Raw genomic sequence first — 19,789 nt, 5'->3', positions numbered from 1 at the left:
CACCGGGGTGCCGTGCGGGCCGGCCGCCCGTGTCAGGTGTCAGGCGGTGGCCGTGCGCGGGGTCCGCGGGAGCAGCCCGTAGCCGAGCGCGTGCTCGTGCCGGTGCAGCAGCCGTTCCCACAAGGCGTCCTCCAGGTACGGCGGCAGCGTGGGGGCCGCGGCGCCGAGAGGGGCGCGGAGCCGGTGCAGCGCCGCGGCTGCCCAGACGGGGTCCGCGAGACCGGAGCCCGCAGGTGCGGGGGCCTGGCGACAGTCCTCCGCGAGAGCGGAGTCGATGACGCCCGCGTCACCCGCCGCGCGGCCGAGCCGCGCCTCGCGCCACGTCTCGAAGCAGGCCGCGGCGACGAGCACGTTCACGTAGCGCGTCGTGAGGTCGTAGCTGGACGACCGTGCCATGACGGACAGTTCGCCGGGCCGGAGCTCCGCGCACTCCCCGGCGAGTGCGGCGAGCTCGGCGGTGAAGTGCTCTCCGTGCTCCGCGAGCGCGCGGTGGGCGGGGCCGTCGCCGTCGGGCATGGCGGCGAGCCCCCTGGCCAGCGAGGTGCTCAGGCTCTCCCGTCCGCCGGCGGTGAGGGACAGGGCGCGGAAGTCCATGGGCGGCAGCTCCGCCCCCGGCCGGAACAGCCCGGCGGGAGCGGCCGCGGCGTCGTCGCGGAGCCAGGAGCGGCGGGCCAGCAGGGGGAGCTGAGGCAGGAGCGACACCTGGCATGCGGCGCGCGCCGCATGCCCGAACCCGACCGGCTGCAGGTCGCGCAGCAGCTTCTGGAAGATCGCTCCGGGGCCCTCGCGGAGGTAGAAATGGGCGCCGAGGACGGAGGAGAGCCTGTTCACGGCGTCCATGAGCGCTTTGGACACGAAGTACTTCACCGCTTGGGCGTGGACGGCGGTCTCGGCGGGCAGCAGCTGCAGCGCCCGGGTGGTGACGGTGGCGAAGCAGTCCGCGGTGAGCAGGTCGGCGAAGGCCCCGGTGAGGACGGAGCGCACGTGGGGCAGGTCGGCGGCGGTCCTGCCGTAGAGACGGCGGTTGCGGACGTGTCGCAGGGTGACGTCCAGCGCCGTCTCGACGACCGCCGTGGACATGGCCGCGAGGGTGGTGCGCGTCACCTGGAACGAGCGCAGGGCCGTCTCCAGGCCCAGCCCCTCACCGCCGAGGACGGCGTGCGCGGGCACCGGGCAGTCGCGGAACTCGATGCCGCCGAGCTGGACGCCCCGCATGCCGGTGGTGCGGTAGCGCGGCAGGTAGGTGACGCGCCGGGCGGGCAGCCGGGACTTGTCGACGTAGACCTGGGAGTGGCTGCGGCTGCCGCGCGCGGTCGAGGTACGGGCGAAGACCACCACCGCTTCGGCGCGCCGGAGGTTGGTGACGACCTCCTTGCGCCCGTTGAGGAGGAGCGTCGTTCCGTCGCCGCGCGGCAGGGCGCTGAACTCGGTGCCTGCCATGTCGTTGCCGTGGGCCAGCTCGTGATAGGCGACGGCGATGCGCCCGCCGTCCCGCAGCAGGGCCGCGGCCGCCCGGCACTGGTCGTCGCCGCCCGCGGTCCAGATGTTGACGCCGGCGATGAAGGAGCTGGCGCCGTAGCCGAGACCCAGGCACGGGTCGCGCCGGTAGACGGTGCGCATGACGTCGACGAGCCGGTCGAGGCGGGTGAGGCGGCCGCCGAACGCTGCGGGCACGAACTCCTCGTTGAGACCGAACGCCTCCAGGGCCTCCTCGCCCTCCGCGAGCATCTCGCCGCGTTCGTCGGCCGCGAGCACGGCGGCGAAGCCGAGGGGGTTGCCGGGGTCGGCGGGGTCGCCGAGGACCCGGTCGAGCGCGTGCGCCCGGTCCGTCCGGGCGGCCGCCGCGGGAGTCGAGGTCACGAGACGCCCCTTCGTACGGGCCCGCGGCGCGGCGGGGCCGGTGGAGTGCCACCGGCAGCCGGTGGCGTGCCGGTGGATTCCGGCCGGGTACCCTCCGGCCACGTGGCTCCCGACTGGAGGGCTGCCGACCGGGGGGCGCCGTCGGCCTGCAGCGGCTGCTGCTGCCGCTCGCACAGCAGCCGCTCGGCCAGGCGGTCGAAGGCATCGGCGCGGTCCTCACCGAGGGAATGGCCGAGGCGGTTGAGGACGAGAGCCAGCCCCGCGGACAGCCGCAGGACGTCCTGCGGCGTGCCGGCACCGGCCAGGTACAGGTGGATCAGGGCCGCTCCGGCGAAGCACAGTTCGTACTGCTCGGCGAGGTCGAAGGCGGCCTGCGGAACGTTACGGGGAGCGCGCTTCTGCTCGCCGAGGCGGGTGTGGAGGGCGTCGGCGAAGGCAACGAGCTCGTCGGCCGCGCGGGACGCCTCCCACGGCACCAGGCCCTCCCCGGCGGCGTGCCTCAGTCGCCCGGCGGCCTCGGGGAGCAGCTGGACGAGGCTGCAGCCGCGGGTCGACAGCATCCTCAGCCGCGCCGGGTCGAAGGGAAGGACGGGGGCACCCGGCACCGTCCGGGCCACGGCGTCCCGGTCGGCCGTCCCCTTGCGCCAGGCCCGGGACAGGGCGGGGAAGTGGTCGACGAGCAGATTGCGGTTGACGGCGGTGCTGCCGTCGAAGACCGCCACGATGCGGTGGTCCCGCTCCAGCTTGGCGAACGCTCCGTCCGCGTATGACTCGCTCAGGAAACCGCGCACACCCAGAAGTTCGGCGAGCGAGTCCAGGCTGTCCTGCACGAGACCCGGGACGAGGGCCTTGGTGACGGCGGAGACGACGCTCAGCTCCGACGGGAGCGTGTGGATGCTGCGGGCCGCGACGTCCACCACCGACTCCGCGACGGCCAGGCCGGCGGCGGCCCGCCCCAGGATGCGGCGGACGCGCGGCAGCTCGGCGAGCGTACGCCCGTACAGGACGCGGCCGCGGGCGTAGCGGACGGCGATGTCCAGGCCGTGGTCGAGGGCGCCGAGCGACAGGGAGGTGCACAGGGTGCGGGTGAGCTGAAGGGACGTGAGGACCGTCTCGACACCGGCACCGGGCTCGCCGACGAGCGCGGCGCCGGGGACGACCGCCCCGTCGAAGGCGATGCCGCTGATGTCCGCGCCCCGGATGCCGTGGGTGCGCACCTTCGGCAGGGTGCGGTACGAGCCGGGCGCCAGCCGGGTCTTGTCGACCAGGAACAGGCTGAAGCCACGGGGGCCGCCCGCGTCGGCCGTGCGGGCGAGGACGCACAGGTACCGGCCGCGGGTCGCGTTGTTGATGAGCCACTTCTCGCCGTCGATCCGCCACCCGCCCTCGCAGGGGCGGGCCGTCACCTCCCCGGCGAGCAGGTCGCTGCCGTGGTCGCGTTCGGTGAGGGCCCAGGAGACGACGGCGCCGCTGCGGACGGCCCGGGCGAGCCGGGCCGCCTGCTCCTGTGCCCCCGCGACCCATACGGGTGCGGCGCCCAGGAACGTCTTGCCGTGGGCGACGGCGACGGTCAGGTCGCGGCGCGCCACGGTGCGCTGCAGCTGGACCAGCTCGGCCATGTCGCGCATGCGACCGCTGTGGCGGACGTCCACGTAGAAGGAGCACAGGCCGAAGGAGTCGAGGGCGGCGCAGGCGGTGGCGGGGAATTCCTCCCGGCGGTCGAGGGCGGAGAGCGCGGCCCGGGCGAACGGGGTCTCGCCGGCCCAGGGCCGGTCCAGGAAGGCGTCGAGGGCGATCACGGAGTCGTAGGTGGTCGCGAGGCCGTAGGCGGTTGCGACGCCGTAGGAGGCTGAGTCGTCATGGGGCACGGCGTACCTCCGCCGGCAGCGTGCCGGCCCTGCTGCCGACCCGGTCGGTCGGGTCCTCCGCGCTCAGCGGCACGGCGCGTGCCAGGGCCGGGCCGAGGGCGGTGTGCACGGGCCGGAGCTCCCCGGAGCACAGCAGTTCGCGGGTGCGCAGCCGCTGGATCTTCCCGCTGGTGGTGCGCGGGACGGTGCCCCGGCGGACGAGCACCAGGCCGCCCAGGTACGCCCCGAAGCCCTGGAAGACGGTGTTCCTGACCGAGGCGGCCAGCCGTTCGAGGTCCGCGCGCTCGTGACGGCCCCGGATCTCGTGCACGAGGACGAGGGCCTCGTCCTCGCGGCGACCGCCCGGGCTCCCGGCATCGCCGACGGGCACGGTGAAGGCTGCGCCGCAGAGACCCTGGAGCGGGGCGTGCCGGTCGCGGACCTCGTACTCGATGTCCTGCGGGTAGAGGTTGCGGCCGCGCAGGATGATCATCTCCTTGATGCGGCCGGTGACGAAGAGTTCGCCGTCGAGTACGGCGCCGAGGTCCCCGGTGCGCAGATGGCGGTCCGCCCGGTCCGGTCCGTTCGCCTGGTCCGTCCTCTCCGAGCGGTGCCCGGGGCCGGGGGAGGGGGCGGAGTCGGCGGCGGGTCCACCGGCACCGGCCACAGGTTCCGCGAGCGTCGCGCGGAAGACCCGGTCGGTGGCCTCCGGGGCGTTCCAGTAGCCGCGGGCGACGCTGTCGCCGCGCAGCCAGATCTCACCGACCGTCCCGTCGGGCACCGGCCGCCGGGTGGCGGGGTCGACGATGGTGACCTCGAAGTCGGCGGGGTAGCCGCAGGAGACGAGCTCGGTGGTGGAGGCCCCGGCGCCGGGCGTCTCACGCGCCTGCCCTGCGCCGGTGCCGGCGGCGGGGACGAGGGCGCCGTCGGCCAGGCGTGCCTCGTCGAAGCGGCGCACGACCGGATCCCGGCCGACGGGGGTGCTGACGAAGACCGTGGCCTCGGCCAGGCCGTAACTGGGCTTGAAGACGTCGGCCCGCAGCCCGGCCGGGGCGAAGCGCTTGGCGAAGTCGGTGAGGGTGGCGGGCCGTACCGGCTCGGATCCGTTGCAGGCGATGCGCCAGCGGGACAGGTCGAGTCCGGCCAGTTGCTCGTCGGTGACCCTGCGGGTGCACAACTCGTAGGCGAAGTCCGGGGCCGCGGAGACGGTGGCGCCGAACTCGTCCATCATGCGCAGCCACCGGTGGGGCCGCTTGAGGAATCCGGTGGGGCCCATCGTCACGGAGGACGCGCCCAGGGCGAGCGCGGGCAGGATCATGCCCAGGAGCCCCATGTCGTGGTAGTGCGGGATCCACGAGCCGAAGACCGTGGTGCGGTCGACGCCGAACGCGCGCCGGATGCTGTCGGCGTTGTGCAGGAGGTTGCCATGGGTGACGACGACACCCTTGGGGTCGCCGGTGGATCCCGAGGTGTACTGCAGCAGGGCGACGGTGTCGTGGTCGAGAGCCGGAGCCGGGGCCGCGGCTGGGGCTGGGGCTGGGGTCGGCTCCGTGTCCACCAGCGCTCCGGCCGCGTCGGGGGGCACAGCGCCGAGGCCGTCGGTGAGGAGGATGCCGCAGCCACCTGGGCTCTCCGGGCCCTCCCCGTCCAGGCTCTCCGCCCACGCGGTGACCTCCGGCAGGCTCGCGGTGCTGGTGAGCACGATGGCGGTCCCCGCATCGGCGGCGATGGCGGTGACACGCCGCTGCTGCGGCCGGAACCGGCCGGGCAGAGGCGAGGGAACCGCGATGACACCCGCGTACAGGCATCCGAGGAAGGCCACGACGCACTCCGGACCCTCGGGGTGGAGCAGCAGCGCGCGATCGCCCGGAGTGCACCTCTGGAGGAGCGCGGCCGCGATCGACCGCGCTCGGAGGTCCAGTTGCCCGTACGTGAGGGACGTGCGGCCGTCGGCGGTGTCGAAGTCGTGTACGAACGTCACCGCCGCGCGGGTACGGGTGGAGCGGTCGGCGGCCTGCCGGCGGATTGCATCGGCGTAGTTCCGGTGCACGGCGTCCTCACGACCCGGGCTCCGGCGGTCCCGGCGGTTCCTCTCGCCCACCGTCACCCCTTCGTGCCGCGGGGCGCGGCGCCTGCGGGCGCGGTCTTGTGCGCGGAGGACGTGCCCGTGGAGGAGCTGCCCGCGGAGGCCGTGCGCGCGCCGGCCGCCGACGGGCCGCCCGCCGGGTCGGCGGACTGGGCGAAGTCGTAGACGGCCCGCTCCTCGGCACCCAGGTGGGTGGAGCTCATGTTGGGCCCCTGCAGCCAGCCGACGATGCCGATGATCTGCCCCGGATCGTCGTAGCGGGAGAACACTCCGACCTGGACGCCCTCGCCGGTGGCGGGGTCGAAGCCGGCCAGCAGGGGGCCGCCGCTGGTCCCCGGCGACAGCGCGCCGCGCATCACGTCGCTGTAGTAGACCGGGTCGGCCCACGAGGTGCCCTGCGCCACCATCAGGGAGCGGCCGTCGAAGGTGCGCTGGAGGCCGGAGGAGACGTTGCCGGGACGGTAGTAGTTGCGCTCGTTGATGGTGGGGTAGCCGAACACATGGTGCTGTTGGCGCTGAGGCTGGTCGAAGGCGATCTGCTGTGCGCCGGTGACCTGGGCGATCGGCCGCGGTTCGTCGGGGTTGTCCACCAGGATCGCGGCCATGTCGTGCCCGAGCAGCCAGTCGGCGCTCTCACTCCAGGTCTTGGTGAAGAACTCGCGCGTCACGCCCCAGACCCCGTACGGCGCGATGTCCTTGCCGGGAAGTGCGGTGCTGGTGGTGCCGCGCGGCAGGTTCGCTCCGTTGAACCCCGGTACGAAGACCATGTTGGTGACGACCGTGTTCCCCCATCCCAGACCGAAGGGGGTGTGGATGCGCACACAGTGCGCAGCGGTGAGTACGGTGCTTTCGTTGGCACTGGTCACCACGTTGCCGGAGCACGAGGTCCGGGCGACGGCACCGTTGTCCAGGTCCTTGGTCTCCATGAAGATCTTGCCGGCGGTGCGGGAGATCAGCCCGGCCTTCCGCGGCCACGGTTTGCTGAGGTCGTCCCAGCCTCCCGGCGGCGGGGACGCGTCCCGGTCCTCGTGGTTGAGGCCGGCGGCGGCCATCTTGTCCAGGGTCCAGTACTCGACCTCGGCCCTGAGACGCTGCTCGTAGTCCGCGCCGGCCGGGACCAGCGGACGCAGCTCGAACGCCGGCACGTCGGCACTGGCGGGCGGTGCCGTCGCGAGCAGCGCGGCCATCAGCCCGAGCGCGCCGAGCACGCTCGTTCTCGTACGTCGTGACCATCTCGTACGTCGTGACCATCTCGTACGTGGTGACCATTTCCCGAGGGACATCGTCTTTCCCTTCGAAGGGTTCCAGGGAGTCCGGAGGATTCCGGGATTCCGGGGATCCGAGGATCCGGGGTGGCCGTGCGGGCGGGTCAGGCGGCCGAGGCGAAGGCCGCTTCCAGGCGCGGTACGTAGTCGACGAGGTCCTGCGCCCAGCAGCCGTAGTTGTGGCCGCCGTCGCATGCTTCGCCCCAGCCGGAGCCGTTGCCGTAGTCGACGTAGTGGTACGGGTGGCCGAGCCGGTCCAGACCGTCCTTGGCGTGCTGCGCCGCCGACCTGACCCAGAACTCCGGTTCGGCGGGGTTGCCCTTGCCGTCACCGGTGTAGAGCGCGACGCCCATGCCCTCCAGACGGTCCATGTGGGAGGACGGGTCGGCCTCGTTCCAGAGCCGGTCGGCGTTGAGGATCGGGTACGGGGAACCGAAGATCGCGTCGCTGGAGACCGTGGGCCCGAAGTCGAGGGAGCAATTGGGGCCGCTGGAACCGCACAGCGCGGTACCGACGTTGGTGAGGGTGGCGACGACGGCTCCGCGCATGACGAGGTGGTTGGCGGAGAGGTCGGTGGCGCCGGAGAGCGAGGCGACCTGGCTGAAGAGGCCCGGGTGGCGCTGGGCGTAGTGGAGGGCGCCGAAGCCGCCCATGGACAGGCCGGCGACGGCGCGGTGCTGCTTGCCGGTGAGAGTGCGGAGGTTGGCGTCGATGAAGGGGATGACCTGGCTGATGTGGAAGGTCTCCCAGTTCTGGGCGCCGGCGGCGGTGTCCTGGTCGCGCCAGTCGGCGTACCAGCCGCGGCGGCCGCCGTCGGGGATGACGGTGATCATCGACTGGGCGGCGGTGAGGGCGGGGTAGGCCAGGTTCGGGTTGCCGGGGTCGTCGGAGGCGCCGTGCAGGAAGTACAGGACCGGGTAACGGCGGGTGGTCTCGGTCGTGTAGTCGCGCGGCAGCAGGATGCGGATGCGGTGCTCCCCGGCGACCTGGGGTGTGGTCACCGTGACGACGAAGTTGGTGGCCGTGCCGGTGACCGGGCCCGTCAGGGTGAGGCCGAAGCCGTCGTGCATCGGGGGCGGGGCCGGGGCCTCGGCGGCGTGGGCGGCGGGCAGCGGCAGGCCCACCAGAACGAGAACCGCGACGGCAACTGCGGCGACGGCGGCGGCCATGGCATCCGCCGCTCTCCGCACGCGCGGCAGCGGAAGGCGGAGGAAGGAAGGCCGGGACGGCAGGAGCCGGGAAGGCAGGAGCCGGGAAGGCCGGGACGGCAGGAGCCGGGAAGGCAGGAAGGAAGAGGGCAGGACTGATCTCATCGGAGTCCTCGCGGTGGGCCGGGTGTCGGGGAACAGTGGTTCGGCCGGACATCGGGAATCTCATCGCAGCGACCGGCCCCGCGCCATACGAGAAGGCGGCCTACTTGGGCCACTGGCGCAGGTGTGCCACTCCCGCTGTAAGGTTCGGTGGTCGGGATGCCCGGCGTTCGAGTACGGCGAGGGGAGAGTCGTGCACGACGTGTTGGACCCGGCCTCCGACCGCGGACGGGTCTACCGGTCCCTGGTCGGTCATCCGGGCGAGCCCCTGGGGCGGCTGGCGGCCCGGTCCGGTCTGAGCGAGTCGGCCGTCACCGCGGTGCTGGAGGAACTCGCCACCGAGAACATCGTCATGGCGACGGGCTCCGCTGCCGGGGAGGCTCTCTGGGAGGCGTTGCCGCCCACGCAGGTCGTCGAGGTGCTGCTGCAGCGCGACGCGGCGCTGCGGGCGACCCTGCGCCGGGCGGGTACGGAGCTGGAGCAGCTCTACCGCTTCGCCCGGCGGGAAGCCGGTCACTACGGTGCTCTGGAGGTCGTCGAGGACCCCGTGCGCCTGCTCATGATCAGCCGGCAGCTGCAGCTGGCAGCACGCCAGGAGCTGCGGGTCATCGACGTCCCGCCGTACTCCGGGACGCCCGACCACTACCTGGAGCAGGAGGCGATCCAGCGCGAGCGCATGGCCGCCGGAGTCGTCTACCGCACCATCTACCACGGCACCGCGTTCGCCGACCCGGTCGCGGGGCCCAACATGGCGCGCATGATCGACGCCGGCGAGCAGGCGCGGGCCCTGGACGACCCGCCCATCAAACTCGCCATCCGTGACGCCGACCTCGCGGTGGTCACCGTCGTCGCCGACGACCACCCGGGTCTCGTCTCCCTCCTCGTCCGCCCTTCCGGCCTGTTCCAGACGCTGTCCAAGGTGTTCGAGTCCCTGTGGAAGCTGGCCGTTCCGGTGTCGGCGGCGGGCATCGGCCCGCAGCTCGACACCCGCGACCGGCAGATCCTCACACTCATGGCCAGCGGTGCCACGGACGACGCGATCGCCAGGCGCCTGGGCCTGGGCCGCCGCACCGTCGTGCGCCGGGTCTCGGCACTGCTGACCCGGCTGGGCGCCACGACCCGCTTCCAGGCAGGCGTCCAGGCGGCTCGGCGCGGCTGGCTCTGACTCGCGTCCTCCGTGGCCGTGCCCCGTGACGGTCGGATCCGCGGGACACGGGTTCAGCAGGGCACGGAGCTCAGCGGGGCACGGGGCTCAACAGGCACGGCGCTCAACGGGCATGGGGCTCAGCAAGGAGGGCAACAGGCCCGGGTTCAGCGCACGAACTTCCAGGTGATGCCGTTGACCACGCCCCGGTCGAGCGGCGCCAGCTTCTGGAAGGCCGGCCGGCCGAGGTCGATGTGGGTGCGGTCGCAGGAGAGGCACTTGTCCCTGACCGGAACCCTGATGGTCTTGCCGTTGTAGCTGACCTCGATCGATATGCCCTTACAGAGAGGGTCGTTGTTGGGGTTGGCGGAGGTCCACCACGCGGGCGAGACTGCGACCAGGTCCTGGGAGTTCGCGTCGATGGCCGTCCCGCAGGCGCCGAATCCCTGGTCGGTGTAGTAGGTCATCTTGCCGTTCATCGACTGGCCGATCGGAACGTCGGCGGCCGCCGGTCCCGCGGCGACGGCAATTCCAGTGGCCGCGGCGGCCAGAACGACGGCGGCGGAGCGCGCAGCTCTGCTTCCACGCATGGTTCTCTCCTCGTTCAGGGGTAATGGTGGGCGGATGTACTCCACGGACGCGTGGAGCGTGCACCCCGGAAACCGGCATGACAGAGCCGTCACGACTCGCCGGTCAGGAAGTCCCAGAGAAGTCCCAGAGAAGTCCCAGGGAAGTGCAAGGGAAGTCCAAGGGAAGTCCAAGGACAGCGGCATTTCTTCGGCGCGTGTCCGGCTTTCGGTCCATGAATGCCATGCAGGACGACGCCGACGCAAGTCCCTGCAGCGGCAGTTGTCCGGAACCGGGTGCCAAATGCACCTGGTTTGGCCGCCCATGATGCATGCCGTTGACAACGAAGTTGAAGAGTTATTCACTGCGCAAGGGCGACGGCCGCAGCGCCTACCGCCGGCCCGTCGCGCTTTGAGCAAGCGAGTGTCACCTCCGCGATCCGACCCTGTGGGAGCCGCCGTGAGAACAAACCGCTTCGTCACCTTGCTGCTGTCCGTACTGGCTCTGGTCGGTGCGATCCTCGTCGTGCCGTCCGGCACGGCGAGTGCCGCCGGTCCGTGCGACAACGCGCCCAACTGGACGGCGGGTACCTGGTATCCGGCGAACACGGTCGTCCGGTACACGGACGGGAAGTACTACATCGCCGAGCACGACAATCCCGGCTACGACCCGCTCATCAGCACGTGGTACTGGGACCCGTACACCTGTCAGGGCGGCGGGAACCCGGGGAACGGAAAGTTCCCCGTGACGGAGACACAGTTCCAGCAGATGTTCCCGGGCCGGAACTCCTTCTACACGTACAACGGGCTGATCTCGGCGCTGGCCGCGTACCCGGGATTCGCCGGCACCGGCAGTGACCAGGTCAAGCGGCAGGAGGCCGCGGCCTTCCTGGCCAACGTCGACCACGAGACCGGGGGTCTGGTCCACATCGTGGAGCAGAACACCGCCAACTACCCCCACTACTGCGACCGGAATCAGCCCTACGGCTGCCCGGCCGGTCAGGCCGCCTATTACGGCCGCGGTCCGCTCCAGCTCAGCTGGAACTTCAACTACAAGGCGGCGGGCGACGCCCTCGGAATCAACCTGCTGAACAATCCGTCGCTCGTCCAGACCGACGCGGCCGTCTCCTGGAAGACCGCCCTGTGGTACTGGAACACCCAGCGCGGCCCCGGCACCATGACGCCGCACGACGCGATGGTCAACAGCCGTGGATTCGGGCAGACCATCCGCAGCATCAACGGCGCCGTGGAGTGTGACGGCCGCAACCCCGCCCAGGTGCAGAGCCGGGTGAACAGCTACCAGCGGTTCGCCCAGATACTGGGTGTGGCTCCGGGCGACAACCTCTACTGCTGAGCCTTGGGGAATGCGGCTGACGGGCCGGCTCGCGATGCCACCCTTTTGCGAACACCAGTGGAATGTGGAAGCTCCGACGTTCGGTCAGCGCGAGGGGCGACAGCGGCGTACGTAGTAGGCGTAGGTCAGTGCCAGCAGGAGAGGGCCCCACAACACGCCTGGGGTGATGCAGACCTTCGCCAGGATCTCCCACCAGATGTTGGAGAACCCCAGTCCGTCGAAGCCGGGGACGTGGAGCCAGTGCAGCAGCGTGGGTGCCCAGAAGGCAGTCGCGCCCAGGCCGCCGAGCGCGGCGGGGACGATGGCTGCGAAGGGCGGAATGCGCTTCCCTCCGATGACCGGCAGCCGGCGGGGCACCGCCTCGCCCCATCCTCGCACCAGGCCGAAGGAGAGCAGCCCCAATGCCTCCGAGACGATGCTGAGTCCGAACACGTACGGGACGGCCCACCACACCCACTCCGGTGCGTTCGGATCGATCATCCCCATGTTGAAGTCGAAGGCGTAGGGCAGGCGCCACAGGCACTGTGGCAGCAGCAGAAGCGGGATCGCGTGCGCGGTGATGTCCGCCCATCTCGGGACGGGACGCTCTGTGCCTTGCGGAGATGTCACGCAGGGCTCGGGCCTGGTCGTCGTCATGCCCGTCAGTCTTGACGATCTGCGGTGAACGGTCGTCGGCCTGCGGCAGGGCTCCCCTTTCCCCTGCAGGGGGGAACGCACGTCAGCCTGCGGAATGACTCCCATGCCAGTGAGCCGCTCCACCGTCACCACAGCCGGCGACGTCGCCCGCTTCAGGGCGTCGACCGTTTGTTGATCGCCGGTTCCTAGCCTCCCCGAAGTAAACACCCCAGTAAACACCCCGGGCGCACCGCGTCCCGGGGTCACTTGAGGAATGAGGAAACGGTACCCATGCAGACGTCGACCAAGAAGTCGCCCATCAAGTTGCTCAAGACGTCCCACATATGGGGTGCCCTTGCCCTGGCCGCGGTCGGCCTCACCGCCCTGCCGGCACCGGCGCAGGCGGCCGCGCAGGCCGGTCCGGTCGTCGGGCTTGCCGGCAAGTGTCTGGACGTCCGCGGTGGTGTCCGTGACAGCGGCACCCCGGTCCAGCTCTACGGCTGCAACGGCACGGAGTCCCAGCAGTGGATGTACGTCGAGCAGCCCGGTGAGATCGGTGCCACGATGACCGCGTTCGGCAAGTGCCTGGACGTCGCGTCCAGCGGCACCGCCGACGGGACCCCCGTCCAGCTGTGGGACTGCAACGGCTCGGGTGCCCAGAAGTGGGTGCGCTACCAGGGTGACGTCCTGATCAACCCGCAGTCCAACAAGTGCCTGGACGTGCGCGGCGGCAACACCGACGACGGCACCCCGGTCCAGATCTACACCTGCAACTACACCGCGTCCCAGGTCTGGAAGTTCTCCGGCAGCGGCGGCGGGAACCCGAACCCGAACCCGGACTCCAAGTCGCTGCAGCGCCAGGTCTTCGACCTCGTCAACGACTACCGCGCGCAGCACGGCAAGGCGCGGCTCCAGTACGACCCGGTCGTCGAGCGCGCCGCCCAGGACGAGGCCGACGAGCAGGCCCGGCGGCAGCAGCAGGGCCACTACCTCGACCTGATGGGCTCGCTCCGCAAGTACGGCTACTCGCGCCCGTTCAGCGAGGTCGCCGAGAACGCTGCGGGCGCCCGCGGGTTCTGGAAGGACGCCCGGTCGGTGGTCGACGCCTGGATCAAGGAGCCGCTGCACGAGCAGAACATCCTGAACGACCAGCACAAGTACACCGGCGTCGGCGTGACGATCGACGGGAACGGCACCTACTGGTGGGCACAGGACTTCGTCGGCTGACCGCCGCATCCCGTTTTGTGATGTGCCGAGCCCCGGGCGTGCCCGTCCTCACCGGAGATCCGTGAGGAGCGCGCGCGTCTGGCCGGCGTCCGCGTGCGCCTGATGCTGTTCGAACAGCCCGAGCGCGGCTTCGAGGCAGGTGCGGGCCCTGGCGCGCTGGCCGAGGTGGTCCAGGCCGCGGGCGAGGGCCCGCAGCAGGCTCGCCTCGAGTATGCCGCTCGTCGTTCGGGCCACGGGCAGGAAGGTATCGGCGACTTCCGCCGCCAGACGGTGCCGGCCGGCCTGGACGTGGAGGTCGGCGATCAGGGCGCCGGTGGCTGCTTGGAAAGCCGGCACGTTGAGGGAACGGAACAGCTCCAGCGCCTCTTGGGCGCGGTGGAGCGCCTCGTCCACGTCGTCGCACAGTCGCAGCACGCGGGCCAGGTAGTACAGGCCGATCGCCTTGGACACCGACGGCTCCCGGCCCACCAGGCGCGCGCCCTGCTCGGCTGCGGTGCGTGCCTCGGCGAGCCGCTCCTGCCGGGCGTAGTTGAAGGCCAGCTCGCCCAGTGCGGTGCCCTCGGCTGTCCCGGCGCGCGAGGAACGGAAGAGCCGTACGGCGGCCTCGCCGTGCTCGACCGCCTCGTCGGTCCGGCCGCGGACACGCGCGCCGGCGCACAGCGTGAGGTGGGCCCAGCCGCGCAACCGCGCGTTGCCCGTATCGCTCGTATCGCCTGTATCACCTGTTTCGCCTGTGTCGCCCGCGTCCCCCGTCTCGCTCGTGTCGTCGCACAGCGCGATCGAGCGGCGTAGCTCGGATTCGGCTTCGGCGAAGGCGTTCGTGTGCCACAGGGCGTTGCCGCACACGTAGCGGGCGAGGGCTTCGGACGTCCGGTCGCCGCGCGCCGCTGCCACCGCGGCGACGCGCCCGGCCTGGGCGATCACACCGGTCTGGTGGGCGGTGCCGGGCAGCACGTTGTTCAGCTTGTCCACGAGGTCGGTTGCCTGGGCCAGCGGCAGGGACTCGTCCGCACAGGCGCGGTCGATCAGCGCCTGCTGGACGGGTATCTCCTCGTGCATCCAGTCGGTCGCCGCCTGCGCGTCGCGGAAGCGGAGGCCGGTCGCGGTCACCGGCACGTCGATGAGCCGGCGCTCCGTGGGGTCGACGGAGTGCGAGGTCGCGTCCGCGGCACGTGCGGTGGCCAGGCAGAAGTCCAGCAGCCGGGCGAAGGCCCCGGACGTCTCGGCGGGGGAACCGTCACGGGCGTTCCTGGCCCGTGCGAAGACCCGCACCAGGTCGTGGAAGTGGTACCGGCCCATCCGCCGGGACTCCACGAGATTGAGGTCGACCAGGGACTCGAGGAGGTCCTCGGTGGTCTGCGGGTCCCGGCCGAGGAGCGCCGCGGCGCAGTGCAGGCCGAGGTCCGGCGCCTCCACGGCCGACAACAGCCGGAAGGCACGGCCCTGTTCGGGCGACAGCTTGGAGTACGAGAGCTCGAAGGTGGCTTCGACGGCGAGTTCGCCGGTGGACAGCTCGCTCAGCCTGCGGTGTTCGTCGGCCAGTCGGCGCACCATGCCCGAGAGGGGCGTACCCGGCTCCGCGGCCAGGCGTGAGGCGACGACCCGGATGGCCAGCGGAAGCCGGCCGCACGCCGTCACCACGGCCGCGGCCGCCTCGGGCTCGGCCGCGCAGCGGCGCTCACCCACGATGCGGCCCAGCAGCTCCAGCGCTTCCCCGGGAGGCATCACGTCGAGCCGCAGGTGCTGCGCCCCGGTCAGTCCGGTCAGCCGGGCGCGGCTGGTCACCAGGACGGCGCTGGCCCCCGACCCGGGCACCAGCGGTTGTACCTGGTCGTCGGAGGCGGCGTTGTCGAGCAGCACCAGGAACCGGCGTTCCGCCATCAGCGAGCGGTAGAGGGCGAGGCGCTCGTCGCCGTCGGCGGGGATCGCGCCGTCGGCCGTGCCGAGGATGCGCAGGAACGACGCCAGGACCGCTTGCGCAGTCAGGGGCTCGTGGTCGGCGGCGCGCAGATCCGCGTACAGGCATCCGTCCGGGAAGCGTTCCGTGACCTGTCGCGCCGCGTGGACGGCGAGGGCGGTCTTGCCCACGCCCGGGACGCCGTTGACGGCGGAGACCACGATGGCTCGTGTGCCGGGGTCCGTGAGCATGCCGGTGAGGGTGCCGACGGCCTCGCCCCGCCCGGTGAAGTCGTCGATTCCGGCAGGCAGCCGGTGGGCGTCGGGGACGCCGTCCGCGGTGAGGGCCGGGTGGGCCGGTGCGCCGGCCCCGGGCATGGGTTCCGCGCGCAGGATGCGCTGGTGCAGCTCCCGCAGTTCCGCGCACGGTCTGCGCTCGGACGGCGGGAGGTGGGCCAGCCGGTCGTCCAGGAACCTCCGGGTGTCCTCGTAGGCGCTCAGCGCCTCGGCCTGCCGGCCCGCCTGGTAGAGCGCGAGCATCTGGACGCCGCGCAGCCGCTGGCTGGCCGGGTACTCGATGACCAGGTCGCCCGCCTCGGCGTGCAGGTCCGGCCGGTCCCCGATCTGCGCATCGAGCTCCAGGCGGGCCTCCAGCAGCGACTGCCGGACGGTGTCGAGACGGTCCCGCTCCGCCCGGGCGTGCGGGCCGTGGAGGCCGGCCAGCGGCTCGGCCGACCACAGTTCGAGCGCCTTCGTCAGGGTGTCCCGCGCCTGCTCGGCCGTGCCTCCCGAGGCCCGGATGCGCTTGGCCTCCGCCTCCGCCTGCTCGAACGCCCAGGTGTCCACGGCGCCGGCCGGCACGCGCAACGCGTAGCCGTCGCCGACGGTCATGAGCAGCGGCATCTCGGGGGAGTGCCCCAGCACCCCGCGCAACCGGTACACATGGGTGCGGACGGACTGGTCCGGTCTGGACGGCCGGTCCGCCTCGTCCCAGACGCCCTCCGCGATCAGAGGCAGCGACACCGTCCGCCGCGCGGCGCCGAGCAGGATGGCGAGCACCTCGCACTGCTGGGGTCTGCCCAGGCGGATCTCCACGTCGTCACGCCAGGCCCGGACCGGGCCCAGCAGAGAGAAGCGGAATGCCGGTGCCACTGCATCGGAGGGCCGACGCCCCGCAGGGGAATTCCCGTGCGTCTCCATGGCTTGCTTCCTCTCTCACGGGCTAAGTTCCATAGGGAGTGCGTAGGTACGCAGGTGTGTCAGTGCGTAAGCGCGTATGTGTGATGGGATGTCGGTTGTCCGGATTGCCGTGGTGACACGGTCGGCTTGGGGCGAAAAGTGACGGTTCGATTTCAGACACTGGGACCGCTGCGCGTACGACGGGACGGCACCGAGGCCCCTGCCGGGCGGCCCCAGCAGCAGGCCGTCCTCGCGGCGCTGCTGGCGGCCAGAGGCAGGCCACTGACGGCCACCCAGCTCCTGCACGCCGTATGGGGAGAGGACGACGAGCACTGGCCGGCCCGCCCGAAGCGGATCCTGGCCACGCACGTCTACCGCATCCGTCAGATGCCGGCCTTCTCGCCGGCCAGTGCCGGTGGCGCTGCCGGTGCCGGTGGCGGTGCGGTCCTGCTCCAGGCCGGTGAGGGGTACCGGCTGTCGGTCGAGGACGCGGCCGTCGACATGCACCGCTTCGACGACGCGGTGCGGGCGGCCGCGGCGGCCCGCAGGAACGGCGATCCGGACGGTGCCCATACACTCCTGACCCAAGGGTTGGACCTGTGGTACGGGACTGCTCTGGAGGGGGTGCCCGGCCCGCTCGCCGGACGGATCCGGCAGCGACTGGCGGTCAGCCGCACGGCAGCCCTGGAGGCACGGCTTTCCATCGACGTGGCCCGCGGCCGGCACGCGGAGGTGCTGCCGGAGATAGCCGCTCTGGCGGACGCCCCGGACCCCTCCGGGCAGGTGCTGTCCTTGCTCGTCCTCGCTCTCTTCCGCAGCGGCCGGCGTGACGAGGCCTGCGCCGTCCTCGACCGGGCCCGGGACCGGGCCGGGGAACTCGGCCTCGATCCCGCGCCCGAACTGGAGCGGGCGCACCAGGAGATCCTCGGCCGCCCCGCCGGACCTGCCCGGTCCGGGCCGCCCCGCGGCCTCGTCCGCCCGTGCCACCTGCCGCCCGACACCGGTGACTTCACCGGGCGGACCACCGAAGCCGGCCTGCTCCTGGAAACGCTGGCGCCCGGCGGCCGGGCCACCGGGCGGCCGGTGGTCGTCCACGGAGCGGCCGGGACCGGGAAGTCCGCCCTCGCCGTCCACGTCGCGCACCGTTTGCGCGACGCCTACCCCGACGGTCAGCTCTACGCCGCCCTGACCGGTTCGCACGCGTCGCCGGTGAGTCCCGGCCGGGTCCTCGCCGCCTTCATCCGGGCGCTCGGCGGGGACGTGCCCGAGGACAACATTCCCGAGGACAATTTGCCCGAGGCGGAGACGGCCATGGCTGCGGCCTACCAGGCGGCGCTCGACGGTCGCCGGGTCATGGTCGTACTGGACGACGTGCAGGACCTCGACGGCATCCGCCCGCTGGTTCCCCGGCACCAAGGGTGCGGGGCCCTGGTCACCGGCCGGGCACTCACCGGGCTCCTGCCCGGCGCCCGGCTGCTGGCCCTGGGCGCCCTCTCCCCGGACGACGCGCTCGGCCTGCTCGCCCGCGTCCTCGGCCCCTCACGCGTCGAGGACGAACCGGACGCCGCACGGGCCCTGGCCGAGGCCTGCCGGCACCACCCGGCGCTGCTGCGCACGACGGCGGCACGGCTCGCCGCCCGGCCGCACTGGTCGCTGGCGAGCATGATCGACCGGGTGACGGGTGACGGGGGATAGGTGACGGGGGGTCGGGCCGGGAGGGAGGACGTCAGGACTTCCAGAGGACGTCACAGGGCAGGGGCATGCTGTACGGGGCCGTGCTGTGGCACCGTCTGCCGTTGTCACCGTAGATGAGCAGGGTGCCGGTGGAGTCCAGGAAGAGCTTCACCGGGTAGGGGCGATCGCCCCGCTGGGTCCCACTGGCCCAGCAGGCGCGCCCGTCCTGCGCGTAGACCACGAGGTTCCCGTCCGTCTGCATCACGGCCTTCTGGCCGCAGCCGACCGTGTTGCTGGCCCAGCGAGCGCTGCCGTTGACGTAGACGACGAGGTTGCCGTCCTTCTGCATGATGAGCCTGGCGGGGCCGTTGTCCAGGTGCCAGTCCGCGTAGAGGGGTTCGTCGTTCCAGATTTCCGTGTGCTCGGGGTTGATGTCTGCGTGCGCCGTGCCGCCGGCGAACAGCAGGCCGGCCGTGGCGACGACCGCGGATGCCGCGAGAGCGGTGAGACGGTGGGCTACCGAAGGACGCTTGGTGCTCGTGGATGTCATGACGGTCCTTTCTGCGGGACGGAGACGAGGGATTGAGGTGCAACGTCTCCCACGAGCATGTCCTGCACCGGTGAAAGGAGATTCAACAAACGATAAACGGTGAGATGGGGGATACCAGGAGGAACTCCGTGACCAGGGACTCCTCGGTGCGAAGCAGACTGAAGCGGTTGTTCGTGAGGCGGGTGAAGCGAAACGGTGGGCGGGAGACCGTGGCTGCCTGAAGGGGCGCAGTGCAACAAGGACTTCTCGGTGAAGACGGTTCCCCCTGGCGTACAACAGCAGCCGGTCGACGGGCCTGCGGGCACACCGGTGGCCCGGGCGGGTTTCTTGATCTCAAGTGCGGTTGAGCTTCTAGGGTCGTCAGCGACGAAAGGAACTCGGCTGTGACGACATTGGTTACGGGTGCCACCGGGAACACGGGTCGGCATGTAGTGGCGGAATTGGTCCGCAGAGGAGAGCGCGTTCGAGCGCTGACGCGGAACCCGGCCGGCGCCGCGGAAAGGCTTCCGGCCGGGGTGGAGCTGGTGGTCGGCACGCACACCGCCCCGGAGAAGCTGGACGCTGCTCTCGACGGCATCAGCCGTTTGCACATCACTGTGACGGCGGGGCTCGCCGAGGTCGGGCCCGAGTTGGTGCGGCGGGCGGTCGGTGCGGGTGTACGGCGCATCACTGTGGTGTGGGGTGGTGGTGTGGGCCCGGTCGAGCAGGCCGTGGCGGAGTCGGGCGTGGAATGGACGCGCCTCGAACCACAAGAGTTCATGTGCAACACGTTGAACTGGGTCGAATCGATTCGGGACGAGGGGATCGTCCGCGAGCCGTACGACTTTCCCAGCGCGCTCGTCCACGAGGCCGACATAGCGGCGGTGGCGGCGGTCGCACTGCTCGACGACGGCCATGCGGGGCGTGCCTACAACCTCACCGGGCCCGAATCGCTGACCCCGCGTGAACGGATCGCCATCCTGTCCCGGGAAGTCCGCCGCGACATCGCCTTCGTGCCGATCACGCACGAACAGGCCCTCGACAGGCTGATGGCCACCGGTGTGCCCCGGGCGGACGCCGAATATGTCATCGGCTGGTACTCCACGCCCAGCGACGACTCCACGACCGTCGTCGACACCGTCCAGAAGGTGACCGGCCGCCCGGCGCGCACGTTCGCCCAGTGGGCGGCCGAGCACGCCGAACGCTTCCAGGCGCCCCACAGCGGTTCGGCCGGCTA

14 protein-coding genes are annotated in these 19,789 nt (G+C 71.8%); 5 read left to right on the top strand and 9 right to left on the bottom strand.

From position 1 onward, the window contains the following. Nucleotides 1-39: 39 nt before the first annotated feature. The 5 genes from NQU55_RS28105 to NQU55_RS28085 form a co-directional block, all read right to left on the bottom strand. Nucleotides 40-1,860, bottom strand: coding sequence for an acyl-CoA dehydrogenase family protein (locus NQU55_RS28105; protein ID WP_256791402.1), 1,821 nt, complete (start codon nucleotides 1,858-1,860; stop codon nucleotides 40-42). Further along, the gene (locus NQU55_RS28100; RefSeq protein ID WP_168095578.1) at nucleotides 1,857-3,728 is read right to left on the bottom strand and encodes an acyl-CoA dehydrogenase family protein; all 1,872 of its coding nucleotides are present in this window, start codon (nucleotides 3,726-3,728) and stop codon (nucleotides 1,857-1,859) included. The genes NQU55_RS28105 and NQU55_RS28100 overlap by 4 nt, the downstream gene beginning before the upstream one ends. Then, nucleotides 3,718-5,808 carry a fatty acyl-AMP ligase gene (locus NQU55_RS28095; RefSeq protein WP_256791401.1) on the bottom strand — a complete coding sequence of 697 codons (2,091 nt, stop codon included), beginning with the start codon at nucleotides 5,806-5,808 and terminating at the stop codon, nucleotides 3,718-3,720. The genes NQU55_RS28100 and NQU55_RS28095 overlap by 11 nt, the downstream gene beginning before the upstream one ends. Nucleotides 5,809-5,810: 2 nt before the next feature. After that, the gene (locus NQU55_RS36930) at nucleotides 5,811-7,001 is read right to left on the bottom strand and encodes a trypsin-like serine peptidase (protein WP_168095579.1); all 1,191 of its coding nucleotides are present in this window, start codon (nucleotides 6,999-7,001) and stop codon (nucleotides 5,811-5,813) included. Between the two features lie 161 nt (nucleotides 7,002-7,162). Further along, on the bottom strand, nucleotides 7,163-8,248 hold the full coding sequence (locus NQU55_RS28085; protein WP_372504828.1) for an alpha/beta hydrolase: 1,086 nt from the start codon (nucleotides 8,246-8,248) through the stop codon (nucleotides 7,163-7,165). A 313-nt stretch (nucleotides 8,249-8,561) separates the two neighbouring features. Here NQU55_RS28085 and NQU55_RS36925 point away from each other — a divergent pair, with 313 nt between their 5' ends. After that, complete coding sequence (locus NQU55_RS36925) at nucleotides 8,562-9,533, top strand: helix-turn-helix transcriptional regulator (protein ID WP_256791400.1); 972 nt, start codon at nucleotides 8,562-8,564, stop codon at nucleotides 9,531-9,533. A gap of 146 nt (nucleotides 9,534-9,679) precedes the next feature. On the opposite strand, the gene NQU55_RS28075 is transcribed toward NQU55_RS36925, so the two are convergent. After that, nucleotides 9,680-10,102, bottom strand: a complete 423-nt coding sequence (locus NQU55_RS28075; protein WP_168096914.1) for a cysteine/serine endopeptidase inhibitor — start codon at nucleotides 10,100-10,102, stop codon at nucleotides 9,680-9,682. A gap of 436 nt (nucleotides 10,103-10,538) precedes the next feature. On the opposite strand from NQU55_RS28075, the gene NQU55_RS28070 reads away from it, so the two are divergent. Then, the gene (locus NQU55_RS28070) at nucleotides 10,539-11,432 is read left to right on the top strand and encodes a glycoside hydrolase family 19 protein (protein ID WP_256791399.1); all 894 of its coding nucleotides are present in this window, start codon (nucleotides 10,539-10,541) and stop codon (nucleotides 11,430-11,432) included. An 84-nt stretch (nucleotides 11,433-11,516) separates the two neighbouring features. On the opposite strand, the gene NQU55_RS28065 is transcribed toward NQU55_RS28070, so the two are convergent. After that, nucleotides 11,517-12,068 carry a hypothetical protein gene (locus NQU55_RS28065; protein ID WP_168094885.1) on the bottom strand — a complete coding sequence of 184 codons (552 nt, stop codon included), beginning with the start codon at nucleotides 12,066-12,068 and terminating at the stop codon, nucleotides 11,517-11,519. A gap of 270 nt (nucleotides 12,069-12,338) precedes the next feature. Between NQU55_RS28065 and NQU55_RS28060 the strand changes: the two genes are divergently transcribed. Further along, the gene (locus tag NQU55_RS28060; RefSeq protein ID WP_168094886.1) at nucleotides 12,339-13,274 is read left to right on the top strand and encodes a CAP domain-containing protein; all 936 of its coding nucleotides are present in this window, start codon (nucleotides 12,339-12,341) and stop codon (nucleotides 13,272-13,274) included. Nucleotides 13,275-13,322: 48 nt separating this feature from the next. On the opposite strand, the gene NQU55_RS28055 is transcribed toward NQU55_RS28060, so the two are convergent. Further along, nucleotides 13,323-16,322, bottom strand: coding sequence for an AfsR/SARP family transcriptional regulator (locus tag NQU55_RS28055; protein WP_168094887.1), 3,000 nt, complete (start codon nucleotides 16,320-16,322; stop codon nucleotides 13,323-13,325). A gap of 186 nt (nucleotides 16,323-16,508) precedes the next feature. On the opposite strand from NQU55_RS28055, the gene NQU55_RS28050 reads away from it, so the two are divergent. Next, on the top strand, nucleotides 16,509-18,044 hold the full coding sequence (locus tag NQU55_RS28050) for an AfsR/SARP family transcriptional regulator (RefSeq protein ID WP_168094888.1): 1,536 nt from the start codon (nucleotides 16,509-16,511) through the stop codon (nucleotides 18,042-18,044). A 31-nt stretch (nucleotides 18,045-18,075) separates the two neighbouring features. On the opposite strand, the gene NQU55_RS28045 is transcribed toward NQU55_RS28050, so the two are convergent. Beyond that, nucleotides 18,076-18,573: a hypothetical protein gene (locus NQU55_RS28045; RefSeq protein WP_256791398.1), complete on the bottom strand. Its 498-nt coding sequence runs from the start codon at nucleotides 18,571-18,573 to the stop codon at nucleotides 18,076-18,078. Nucleotides 18,574-18,956: 383 nt separating this feature from the next. On the opposite strand from NQU55_RS28045, the gene NQU55_RS28040 reads away from it, so the two are divergent. After that, nucleotides 18,957-19,789, top strand: an 833-nt coding sequence (locus NQU55_RS28040) for an NmrA family NAD(P)-binding protein (protein WP_256791397.1), incomplete at its 3' end; no start/stop codon positions are given.

Source organism: Streptomyces telluris (assembly GCF_024519335.1).
Classification (GTDB): domain Bacteria; phylum Actinomycetota; class Actinomycetes; order Streptomycetales; family Streptomycetaceae; genus Streptomyces; species Streptomyces telluris.
Note: the sequence above shows the minus strand (reverse complement) of the source record. Positions and strands in the feature narration are given on the sequence as shown.